11 protein-coding genes are annotated in these 11,474 nt (G+C 61.2%); 7 read left to right on the forward strand and 4 right to left on the reverse strand.

Annotation, left to right across the window (positions count from 1 at the left end; all coding sequences use genetic code 11):
• Window positions 1–68 precede the first annotated feature (68 nt).
• Window positions 69–1,841, forward strand: a complete 1,773-nt coding sequence (locus tag HY26_RS11245; RefSeq protein ID WP_233348840.1) for an alpha/beta hydrolase — start codon at window positions 69–71, stop codon at window positions 1,839–1,841.
• On the opposite strand, the gene argC is transcribed toward HY26_RS11245, so the two are convergent.
• The 3 genes from argC to rplM form a co-directional block, all read right to left on the reverse strand.
• Window positions 1,838–2,773, reverse strand: a complete 936-nt coding sequence (gene argC / locus HY26_RS11250; protein ID WP_034768362.1) for an N-acetyl-gamma-glutamyl-phosphate reductase — start codon at window positions 2,771–2,773, stop codon at window positions 1,838–1,840. The two genes, HY26_RS11245 and argC, sit on opposite strands and share 4 nt — an antisense overlap.
• Before the next feature lie 92 nt (window positions 2,774–2,865).
• Window positions 2,866–3,354, reverse strand: a complete 489-nt coding sequence (rpsI, locus tag HY26_RS11255) for a 30S ribosomal protein S9 (RefSeq protein ID WP_034768359.1) — start codon at window positions 3,352–3,354, stop codon at window positions 2,866–2,868.
• A gap of 5 nt (window positions 3,355–3,359) precedes the next feature.
• Complete coding sequence (rplM, locus tag HY26_RS11260; protein WP_034768358.1) at window positions 3,360–3,824, reverse strand: 50S ribosomal protein L13; 465 nt, start codon at window positions 3,822–3,824, stop codon at window positions 3,360–3,362.
• A 38-nt stretch (window positions 3,825–3,862) separates the two neighbouring features.
• Here rplM and HY26_RS11265 point away from each other — a divergent pair, with 38 nt between their 5' ends.
• Window positions 3,863–4,846, forward strand: a complete 984-nt coding sequence (locus HY26_RS11265; protein WP_034768357.1) for a hypothetical protein — start codon at window positions 3,863–3,865, stop codon at window positions 4,844–4,846.
• Here the strand turns inward: HY26_RS11265 and HY26_RS11270 are convergent.
• Window positions 4,843–5,880, reverse strand: coding sequence for a COX15/CtaA family protein (locus HY26_RS11270; RefSeq protein ID WP_112073630.1), 1,038 nt, complete (start codon window positions 5,878–5,880; stop codon window positions 4,843–4,845). The genes HY26_RS11265 and HY26_RS11270 overlap by 4 nt on opposite strands.
• Before the next feature lie 72 nt (window positions 5,881–5,952).
• On the opposite strand from HY26_RS11270, the gene HY26_RS11275 reads away from it, so the two are divergent.
• From HY26_RS11275 to HY26_RS11295, 5 genes are all read left to right on the forward strand, one after another.
• Window positions 5,953–6,159 (forward strand): DUF2842 domain-containing protein, encoded by a 207-nt coding sequence (locus HY26_RS11275; protein ID WP_034768355.1) that lies wholly within the window; start codon window positions 5,953–5,955, stop codon window positions 6,157–6,159.
• Window positions 6,160–6,540: 381 nt separating this feature from the next.
• On the forward strand, window positions 6,541–6,882 hold the full coding sequence (locus HY26_RS19240) for a DUF2087 domain-containing protein (protein WP_233351605.1): 342 nt from the start codon (window positions 6,541–6,543) through the stop codon (window positions 6,880–6,882).
• A gap of 179 nt (window positions 6,883–7,061) precedes the next feature.
• A complete protein-coding gene (locus HY26_RS11285; RefSeq protein WP_081813197.1) occupies window positions 7,062–8,834 on the forward strand; it encodes an alpha/beta hydrolase in 1,773 nt (590 codons plus the stop codon).
• Between the two features lie 12 nt (window positions 8,835–8,846).
• Window positions 8,847–10,247: a bifunctional enoyl-CoA hydratase/phosphate acetyltransferase gene (locus HY26_RS11290; protein ID WP_112073631.1), complete on the forward strand. Its 1,401-nt coding sequence runs from the start codon at window positions 8,847–8,849 to the stop codon at window positions 10,245–10,247.
• A 1-nt stretch (window position 10,248) separates the two neighbouring features.
• Window positions 10,249–11,436 carry an acetate/propionate family kinase gene (locus tag HY26_RS11295; protein ID WP_112073632.1) on the forward strand — a complete coding sequence of 396 codons (1,188 nt, stop codon included), beginning with the start codon at window positions 10,249–10,251 and terminating at the stop codon, window positions 11,434–11,436.
• The last annotated feature ends 38 nt before the right edge of the window (window positions 11,437–11,474 follow it).

Below are 11,474 nucleotides of genomic sequence, written 5' to 3' on the forward strand. Positions count from 1 at the left end.
CATAAATTGTACGAATGAGTGGTAGCGAGCGAATCAAAGACACCCCAACGCCCCTGACTGAGCTCATGATGAGCCAGGATCCGGTGCGTATGCAGGTGCTGATGACGACGCTTGCGCTGGCGAACGTCGAGTCCCAGGGCCTGTTGGCGGATGTCATGATGGGCTCCGGCCCTCTGGGCACAGTGTCTCAAGGCGATCCAATGCGCGTCGGCGAGGCGTTCCGTGCCGTCGGCTGGAGTTTCGCCTCCAATCCCACCGCCATGTTCAACGCCAACCTGGAACTGATGACCGGCTGGATGAAGCTGTGGCAGGAAATGTCCATGGAGGCGATTTCCGGCAAGCCTGAGAAGGACAAGGACAAGCGCTTTTCTGACCCTGAATGGGCCAGCAATCCTGGCTTTCGCTTCATCCGCAAAGCCTATGAAGTGAACGCCAACTGGATGAACAGCCTGGCAGATCAGGCGCCAGGCCTGCCGGAAAACCTGCAACTTCGCGCGAAGTTCTTCACTCAGCTCCTCACCGACACCCTGTCACCAACCAACTATCTCGGCTCCAACCCAACGGCCCTTCGTGCCTTCTTCGAAACCGGAGGCCAGAGCGTTCTGGAAGGTCTCCGCCTTGCCCGCGCCGATGTGAAGAAGGGCGGCGGCAAGCTTTACATCAGCCAGACAGACGAGACTCCATTCAAGCTGGGTGAGAACATCGCCACAGCGCCGGGTCAGGTTGTCTTCCGAAATGACTTGATTGAGCTGATACACTACGCACCGACACAGGAAAAAACCTATTCCCGTCCGCTCCTGATCTTCCCGCCCTGGATCAACAAGTTCTACATCCTGGACCTGCAGGAAAAGAATTCGATGATCCGCTGGCTGGTCGATAAGGGCGTACCGGTCTTCGTGGTGTCCTGGCGCTCGGCTGACGAGGTGACGCAGGACTATGAGTGGGACGACTACGTCCAGAAGGGCGCCTATGCCGCCGTCGAGGCGACGATGCAGGCTTCCGGGGCAACCGGCGTCAACACGGTCGGCTACTGTATCGGCGGAACGATGCTGTCCTCCGCCCTCGGTCACATGGCGAAGACCGGATATGACAAGATCAAGTCGGCAACCTTCTTCGCCTCGCAGTCAGACTTCGAACTCGCCGGCGACCTGAAAGTCTTCACTGACGGGCCGGGACGCGGCTACATCAACGGTATCATCGAAGAGAATGGCGGCGTCATGCCGGGCTCGATGATGTACGAAACCTTCAACTGGCTGCGCCCGATCGACCTGGTCTGGCGCTATGTCATCGACGAATACATGCTGGGCAAGGCACCCCGCCCATTCGACCTGCTCTACTGGAATGCTGACCAGACAAACATTCCGGGCAAGGTTCACCAGCGCTACCTCAAGGATTGCTACGCCGAGAACCGCCTGTCGACCGGCAGCTTCGAAGTGCTGGGCGAGACCGTGAACCTGAAAGACGTGAAGATCCCTGTCATGGTGCAGGCCAGCAAGGACGATCATATCTGCCCGTTCGAAAGCGTGTACCGCACGGCGCTCGTCTTCGGCGGCGATACGCAGTTTGTCTTGTCCGGGTCCGGACATATCGCCGGCGTGGTGAACCACCCGGACGCAAAGAAATACCAGCACTGGCTGAACCCGGACCTGACTGAAACGGGCGGCGAGTGGCTTGAAAACGCCGAGGAAGTCCCCGGCTCCTGGTGGCCGACCTGGTGGGACTGGCTGCGCCCGAAATCCGGCCGCAAGGTCGAGGCGAAACAGCCGAAGGACATGGGCCTCGGCGCCGCGCCGGGCAACTACGCCAAGGTACGCCTCGCGGACATCAAGCTGCCGGTCTAGGCGTCCAGCCCTGCCTCTTCATCAAGCCCCAGCGCAATATTAAGGTTCTGCACGGCAGCACCTGACGCTCCCTTGCCGAGATTGTCGAGGCGCGCGACGAGACGGACTTCCTCGTCCGAACCGAACACGAAAAGTTCCAGCCGGTTCGTACCGTTGCAGGCCTCAGGTTCCAATCCGGCCAGCGAATCACATTCGGCCAGCGATGGCACTTTTACAAAAGCCTCGCCCTCGTAGGCTTTGACCAGCGCCGCATGCAGGTCAGTCCGCTTCGACTTGCCCGGCAGCGCCCACAGCGGCAACGGAATCTGAGTCAACATACCCTGCGCGAACCGTCCGACAGACGGCAGGAACATCGGCGCGTGGTCCAGCCGGGCGAACCGCTTCATCTCTGGCAGGTGCTTGTGCTTCTGAGTCAGCGCGTAGATGCGATGATTTTCCTGCGTGCCGCCTTGCTCAAACTCGGCAATCATGGCCTTGCCACCACCGGAATAACCGGACACGGCGCTGACCGTCACCGGCAGGGAGGCTGGCACGAGACCTGCCCCGGTGAGCGGACGCAACAGTGCAATCATGCCCGTCGGGTAGCAGCCGGGATTGGCGATCCGCCGGGTAGCCCGGAGAGCAGACCGCTGGGCTTTGTCCATTTCCGGAAAGCCGTATGTCCAGCCTGGCGCCGTCCGGTGAGCAGAAGACGCATCGATGATGACGGTGTTCTGGCTCGTCACAAGGGACACACCCAGACGGGCAGCCTCATCCGGCAGGCACATGATCACGGCATCTGCCATGTTCATCAGACGCGCGCGTTCGTCATGATCCTTGCGCTTGTCCGGATCAATCGAGATCAGCTCAAGGTCCGTCCGGCTCCGCAGCCGGTCGGCAATCTGAAGCCCGGTCGTGCCGGCTTCGCCATCAATGAAAACTTTGGGCAGCATTGCGTTCTCGTCCCTTTGCAAACGCAAGACAAAAGAAAAGCGGGCGCTCCGTCACCGAAGCGCCCGCCCGAAAAGAATAAACCGGATGCGGCTTAGCGCTTCGAGAACTGGAAGCTGCGGCGGGCTTTCGCCTTACCGTACTTCTTACGCTCGACGACACGCGGGTCGCGGGTCATGAAGCCAAACGGCTTGAGCACTTTGCGCAGGCCCGGCTCGTAAGCGACGAGGGCACGCGAAATGCCGTGACGCACTGCGCCAGCCTGCCCCATGAGGCCGGAGCCTTTCACGGTGGCGATCACGTCAAACTCGGTCTCGCGGCCGGCTTCGATCAGCGGCTGGGCAATCACCATGCGCAGCACGGGGCGCGCAAAATACTGCTCCTGGTCACGGCCATTGATCGTGATCTTGCCGGAACCCGGCTTGATCCAGACGCGGGCGACGGCTTCCTTGCGGCGGCCGGTGCCGTAAGCACGGCCCTGAGCGTCGATTTTCGGTTCAGCGAGGGTCTCCGGAGCGGCGGTGACAGTTTCGTCACCAGTCATGGTGCCGAGGTCCTGGAGGGAGTTTGCAGTGTCGGTCATAATGATCAGGCCGTTTTGACGTTTTTGCGGTTCATCGACGCGAAGTCGACGGTTTCGGGGCTCTGGGCCGTGTGCGGGTGCTCAGCACCGGCATAGACGCGCAGCTTCGAGAACTGCTTGCGCGCCAGCGTGCTCTCTTTCGGCAGCATACGCTTAACGGCCAGTTCGATGGCGCGCTCCGGGAAGCGGCCGGAAAGGATCTTGCCGGCGGTGGTCGACTTGATGCCGCCCGGGTGGCCGGTGTGGCGGTAGTAGACCTTATCAGCCAGCTTGTTGCCGGTAAATTTGGCCTTTTCCGCATTGATCACGATGACATGGTCACCGGTATCGATGTGCGGAGTAAAGTCAGGGCGGTGCTTGCCGCGCAGGCGCTTGGCGACGTAAGAAGCAAGACGTCCGACAACGACATCAGTCGCGTCGATCACGACCCACTTATTCTCGACGTCCACAGGTGCGTTATAGGTTTTCATCGCTCTACTCAGAGCCTCTCGCTTTCGGAGTTCATGGAATGGAATTCAAGCGCTGGCGTTTAAGCGCCACATCCACCGTTGTCAACGCAGGGCTTGGACTTGCCCTGCTTTTTGCCGCGGCGGCCTGCAGCAAGCCGGAACAAGCGCCGGAATCCCCCCCGGAATCCTCTGCAATCACTGCAGATGTGGAGCTTCCGGCCGTCTGGTCGACCCGTACACTGGAATCACCCGTATCTGCAATCGCCCTTTCCGGCGGTTCAAGGGGGATTCTCGCCGTCGCCTACGAGACTGGCGGCCTGCAATTTTTCGACATGGAAGCCGAGCGGATCGGCGAACCGACCAATTTCCGCGTCAAAGCGCTGGCGGGTGGCCAATCCGCCAATATCGGCGGCAGCACATTGACCGTTTTCCCCGGTATCGACCGGGAGGGCACCGCCAAGGCCTATGTGTTCGGGGACGGCCTGATGGCCCCGGCACAGGTGGACCTGTCTGTCGACGGGGAGACCTTTATTGACGGTCTGTGCTCCGGGCCGGCCGGCACTGAGGGCATCATGCGCCTCGCCTTCTGGACGCTGGGCAACAATCGCGTCCTGCAGGCCGGTATTGTGAAGGAAAGCGGAGGCGAACTGACCTGGGAACGTGGCGATTCCACCTTCACTGACTTCCCGATTCAGTCCTGTGCCTACACCAGCGACACGCTGGTCGCCTCCCCGCGTGCCACGGCCGCCGCCCCGCTGATCCGCGGTCAGGTCTCAGCCCTGCTTTCGCTGGAGCCGGATTCGGGCCTGAAACTGTCCACTGACCTCGGCATGACCACGACCGACGTGAACATCCGGAATGGCCTCAGCGTCTTCGCACCGGAGAAGCCGGTCGCCATGGCCGCTATGGGTACGATGATGTCCGGCGGTTATCCGGGCGGCGTGATCGCGCTGGCGGGAGAGATCGAACCGGGCAAGAGCCAGGTCGTGTTCGTCGATCCGAGCCCGATCACCCTGCCGAATACACAAACGGGATCTAACTAGTCCGACGCTTCCGGGCGCGCCGTCTGCCATGCAAGGCGGACGGCCGCCAGCGTCACCACAACCCCGATCGCCTGATGCAGCAGGGCGAGGTTCATGGGCGCCGCGTGCAGCAGCGTCAGGATTCCCCACACGGCCTGCAAGCTGACCAACCCGGCGAAGACGATAAAGCTGCGCCCGTACGCGGTCTTCCGGAAGGCCAACGCCGCCACAAGGCTGGCCGCCCAGATCGCATAGGCGATGATGCGGTGATTGAACTGAGTTGCCGCGCGCCCCTCAAACAGGCTGCGGATACCGAGGTCGCCTTCCAGGTAATGTGAGGGGACCAGTTCACCCGCCATGAGCGGCCAGTCATTATAACTGCGCCCGGCGTCCAGTCCGGCGACGAGCGCACCGGCTGCCATTTGCACAAAAACCGCCAGCAGGAACAGTTTCGCCGTGACCCGCACCGCGCGGGATGCTGTACTGCGCGCCCGATTGCCGAGGTCCAGCCACAGCCAGGCAACAATGGCGATGATCAACAGTGCCAGGATAAAGTGGGTCATCAGCCGGTAAGGCGCGACATCCACCCGGGTCGTCTCCCCGATACCGCTCGACACCATCCACCAGCCGATCGCGCCCTGAAGTCCGCCCAGCGCCACAAGCCCGAACAGCTTCCACATAAGCGGACGCGTCAGCCACTTCCGGACGGCGAACACCGCGATGCCCAGCACAGCGACCAGGCCGATCATCCGGCCGAAGAAGCGGTGCCCCCACTCCCACCAGTAGATATGCTGGAACTCCGACATGGACATGCCGTGGTTGATGTACCGGTATTCCGCTGTGCTCTGGTATTTGGCGAAAGCCTCGCTCCAGGCCTCGGTAGAAAGCGGCGGAATGGCCCCTTTGATCGGATCCCATTCTGTAATCGACAGGCCGGAATCGGTGAGGCGCGTGGCGCCGCCGATCAGGATCATCGCATAGACCATCAGGCCCACCAGGATCAGCCAGCGGCGGATCCAGATGGCAGCAGCGGGGGGGATTGTGGTTTCGCTCATGCGCTTTAATTGACGTGAGGCTGGCGCCCCGCAAGGGTCTGCGGGGTCGCATCTGCACAAAGGACTGCATTCATGCGCAAGCCCCTCACCGCCCTGATCCTGCTGGTCTACCTGATTGTTTATATCGTTTTGGCGGCCACAATTGGCGGCATGACCTCGACGTGGCCGCGCTGGGCGGAGCTGGTTTTCTATGTCGTTGCCGGTATCTCATGGATATTCCCGCTGAAACCTTTGTTCGCCTGGATGAACCGCGGCACCCCGCCACCGGAAGACGAATAGGCGGATTGCCCGGAAAACGGTGAAATGGTATTTGGCGTTCACGGTCCGCAGTTCACCGAGGCGTCGCTGTCCCACCGGGAAGCTAAACCTGCATAATCAAACCGACAGTCACATGGTTATTGTCCAGTGCCCCGTCGTAAGTCAGCGACCAACGACCCTGATGCGGCACGCGATGGATGAATCATGCCCAGAGACTCAATTCCCCTCTCTATTGAGGACATCTCCAATTTTTCACGCGCACTGACGCAACAGCTGATGTCAGCGGAGGCACCGCCTTCGCACTTGACTCTGATGAACATGTTGGCGCGTGCGAACGGCTTCCGGAATTTCCAGCACCTGCGAGCTGCACATCAGGCTGGCGAGCGCCTGTCCGAACCCAGGATGATATCGAAACCAGTCGACCACACAATCGTCGAGCGGGCGCTGAACCTGTTCGATGCACAAGGCCGACTGACTCAGTGGTCATCGCGCAGGTCCATGCAAGAGCTCTGCTTGTGGGCCCTGTGGGCTCGTCTGCCTGCCAACAGTGTGCTCAACGACAAGCAGATCACTGCCCTACTGGATAGACTTCACCTGTTCGAGGATGCCGCGCTGATAAGGCGGGAGCTCGTCGATTTCAGACTGGTGAGCCGTAAAGCAGACGGATCTGATTACCGGCGTACCGAGAAACCTCCGACACCAGAAGCCCGCGCCCTGATCCGGCATCTTTCCAGCCGATCCTGATAACCGGTGTCCGGCCGGGCTTTTCGTGCCCGGCCGGGCACCAAAACGCTTCTCCAGCACATCGTTGTGAAGGCAGATGCATTTCCGTCAAATGGTTTAAATAAACCGGCACTATTTTTCGGCATACAAAACTGGCCAAATCGCCAAAATTCCATGCGTGGCAGAAAGCTGACAATTCGATGCCTGCTTCAGATACACCGAATAACCCCAATGATCCCGATGCCGCGCGCCAAGCCGCTTTCGAAGCGATGGACCGGATGCGGGACACGCTGATCAGCCGATTTTCCAGCGGCGTTTCCCCGGCCTCACTCGCACTCGCTTACATGGACTGGACGCTTCACCTTCAGTCCGCGCCAGGCAAGCAGCTGGAAATGGTCCAAAAGGCTTTCCGCAAAAGCAACCGCCTGTCGGCCTATCTGTTGTCCACAATGGGCCAGGAAGAAGCTGATTGCTGCATCGAGCCGCTGCCCGGCGACAACCGCTTCCGTGACCCGGCCTGGCGAAAGCAGCCTTTTGGCGTCTGGTCTCAATCCTTCCTGCTGACCCAGCAATGGTGGCACAACCTCACGCACGATGTTCCTGGCGTCAGTCCGCATCATGAGGAAGTCGTCTCTTTCGTCGCGCGCCAGATGCTGGACATCTTCTCCCCTTCGAACAATCCCTTCACCAATCCGGAAGTTCTGGAGCGGATGCGGGAGACGGGCGGACAGAACTTCATCCAGGGTTTCGAAAACTGGCGCGAAGACATTCGCCGCCAAATCCAGAAAAAACCTCCGGTCGGCACTGAAGACTTCATTCCAGGTGAAGACGTTGCCGTCACCCCCGGCCGGATCGTCTTCCGCAATCACCTGATCGAACTGATCCAGTACGCGCCCGCCACCAAGGAGGTTCACGCCGAACCGGTCCTGATCGTGCCGGCCTGGATCATGAAGTATTATATTCTCGACCTGTCGCCGCAGAACTCGATGGTGAAATACCTGACCGAACAGGGCTTCACCGTCTTCGCCATCTCGTGGCGCAACCCGTCCGCCGATGATCGTGACCTGTCCCTGAACGACTATCGTCGCATGGGCGTGATGGACGCGCTGGAAGCGATCAACGCGATCTGCCCGGATCGCAAGGTTCACGCGACCGGCTATTGCCTCGGCGGAACTTTGCTTTCCGTCGCAGCCTCCGCCATGGCGCGCGACGGCGATGACCGGCTCGCATCCGTCTCGCTGCTGGCGGCGCAAACTGACTTCAGCGAGCCCGGCGAACTCGCCCTCTTCATCGACCACAGCCAGATGCATTTCCTCGAAAGCATCATGTGGAACCGCGGCTTTCTTTCGGCAGACGAGATGGCCGGTGCGTTCCAGCTGCTCCGATCGAACGACCTGCTCTGGTCGCGTATGGTGAAGGAATACATGATGGGCGAACGCGCGCCGATGTTCGACCTCATGGCCTGGAACGCCGATACGACACGCATGCCTTACCGGATGCATTCGGAATATCTGAAGAAGCTTTACATCAACAACGACCTCGCCAATGGACGCTTCATGGTCGATGGCCGGCCGGTCGCCCTTCAGGGCCTGCGCGTGCCGGTCTTTGCCGTCGGCACCGAGCACGACCATGTCGCGCCATGGCGGTCGGTCTACAAGATCCACCAGCTGGCCGACACGGATATTACATTTGCTCTGGCCACTGGCGGACACAATGCCGGCATCGTCAGCGAGCCCGGCCACAATGGGCGTCATTACCGCATCGCCCATCACCGCCACCGCGACCAGATCCTCAGTCCCGACCAGTGGCTGGAAGCCGCGACGGAGAAATCCGGCTCCTGGTGGACCGGCTGGAGCGCCTGGCTGGCGAAGCATTCCTCGGCTGGTTTGATCCGCCCGCCACGAATGGGCGCGGCGCGCAAGGGTTATCCCGCGCTTGAAGAGGCGCCCGGAACCTATGTATTCCAGAGGTAGGAGTGCCCACCCATGATTGATGTCTTTCTCGAAAACCGCACCTATGACCAGATCAAGGTCGGCGACACCGCTTCGCTGGAGCGCGCCGTCACCGAAAATGACATCGAACTGTTCGCGCTTGTTTCCGGCGACGTAAACCCGGCCCATCTCGATGCCGAGTTCGCGGCGAAGGATATCTTCGGCAAGCCGGTTGCCCATGGCATGTGGACCGCTTCGCTCATTTCCGCCGTTCTGGGCACCACCCTGCCCGGCCCCGGCTGTATCTATCTCGGCCAGACCATCGCCTTCACCAAGCCTGTGTTTCCGGGCGACACCGTCACCGCGACCGTGACAGTGCTGGAGAAGCAGAACAAGAAGCGTCTCGTCCGGCTGGAGACCGTTTGCACCAATCAAGATGGCGAGACCGTCCTGAAGGGCGAAGCGACCGTCATCGCTCCGAAAGACAGCGTCCGAGTCAAACGCAAGCACATGCCAGGCATTCGCCTTCGCCGCCATGACCGCTATGACGCCTTCATCGAACGGGCAAAAGCCTCGCCGACTGTTCAGGCGGCGATCGTTCATCCCTGTTCCCCCATCGCCATTCAGGGCGCTGTCGAGGTGCGGGACGAAGACCTTCTGGAACCCGTCCTGATCGGCCCCCGCGCCAAGATCGAAGCAGCCGCCGAAGAAGCCGGCGTCTCTCTGGACGGCTTCAACATTATCGACACCGAACACAGCCACGCGGCCGCCGCGAAAGCGGTGGAAATGGCTGTCAGCGGAGACGTCTCCGTTCTTGTGAAGGGAAGTCTCCATACGGATGAACTCCTCGGCGCGGTCATCGCCCGTGACTCAGGCCTGCGTACGGAGCGCCGTATCAGTCATGTCTACGCCATGGACATTCCGGCGTATGAAAAGCCGCTGATCGTGACCGATGCGGCCGTGAATATTCTTCCCTCCCTCGATCAGAAGCGCGACATCTGCCAGAACGCCGTCGATCTCATGCACCAGTTGGGCATTGAGGAGCCGCTGGTTGCCGTGCTCGCGGCGGTCGAAACTGTGAACGCCGACATGCCCGCCACGCTAGACGCCGCGGCGCTCACCGTGATGGCAGCGCGGGGACAGATTTCCGGTGCCCGGGTCGATGGCCCGCTCGCCTATGACAATGCCATCAGCATGGCTGCCGCCAAGACCAAGGGCATCGTCTCTCCCGTTGCAGGGCAAGCAGACATCCTCCTCGTGCCGGATCTTCAAGCCGGCAACATGCTGGCCAAGCAGCTGATCTACTTCGCCGACGCCATTGCCGCCGGCCTGATCCTCGGCGCGCGGGTGCCGATCGTGCTGACCAGCCGGGCCGATCCGCTGACGGCCCGCATGGCGTCGGCAGCCCTCGCCCGCTTGAGTGTCGGCATGACCTACACCAAGTCAGGCAGCTGACATGTCCGGCCCTTTGCTGATGACGTTCAATGCCGGCTCTTCCTCCGTGAAGATCGGCCTTTTCAGTATTGAAGGCGAAAAGCCTGACCGGATCGCCGACGCGCTGATCGACTTCCGACGCAGCCCGCTGACCTTCCACCTTGTCGAGGGCAAGGCAGTGTTTGACGTCGCGCTGAAGGCCGATCACGCGGGCCACCTCACCGATGTGATGGCGGAAACGCTGGACTGGATCTCCGAACATTATGACCTCAGCAAACTGAGCTGTGTGGGCCACCGCGTGGTGCATGGGGGGGATGAATTCGATGGGCCGGTTTTGATCGACGATGACTCCCTCGCCCGGATCGAGGCCCTCTCCATTCTTGCGCCGTTGCACCAGCCGCAGGCGCTCCGTCTGGTCCGCGCGATGCGGCAGGTCCGGCCGGAGCTTGTCCAGGTCGCCTCGTTCGACACGGTGTTTCACAGGACCAATCCGGAACTGATTCGGCGCTTCGCCTTGCCGCGCGATCTGCATGACCGCGGCATCAAGCGCTATGGCTTCCATGGCCTGTCCTACAAATTCATCGCCGCCGAACTTCGCCGCCAGTTTCCGGAGGCCGCAGCCGGTCGCGTGATCGCCGCCCATCTCGGCAGCGGGGCCAGCCTTTGCGCCATGCTGGATGGCAAGAGCAAGGACACGAGCATGGGCTTCTCCACCATCGACGGCGTACCGATGGCGACCCGGTGCGGCGCGCTCGACCCCGGCGTGATCCTTCACCTGCTGCAACAGGAACACCGGCCGACCGACGAAGTGGAAGACATGCTCTACCACCAGTCCGGCCTGAAAGGCGTTTCGGGCGGGATCAGCGCTGACTGCCGGGAGCTTGAAGCGAGCGATGATCCGCGCGCGAAGGAAGCGCTGGACCTGTTCGCCCTGCGCATCGCCGGGGAAATCGGCCGCCTGACGATGAGCATTGGCGGCTTGGACGCCCTCGTTTTCACCGCTGGCATCGGCGAGAATGATGCCGCGATCCGGGCGGCGGTGGCTGACCATCTCGGCTGGATGGGGCTCCACCTGTCAGACGAAGCCAACCGGAAGAACGCCCTCTGCATTTCAATGGCGGACAGCCAGGTGAAGGCCTTCGTTATTCCGACCAATGAGGAACGCGTGATCGCCGAGGAAGCCTTCGGCGTGGTCAGCAAGGCCCAATAAATACCACGCCCAGCACCTTTACCCGGAAACGCGTCCGC

Origin of the sequence: Hyphomonas sp. GM-8P (genome assembly GCF_003263315.1) — a bacterium.
Classification (GTDB): Bacteria; Pseudomonadota; Alphaproteobacteria; order Caulobacterales; family Hyphomonadaceae; genus Hyphomonas.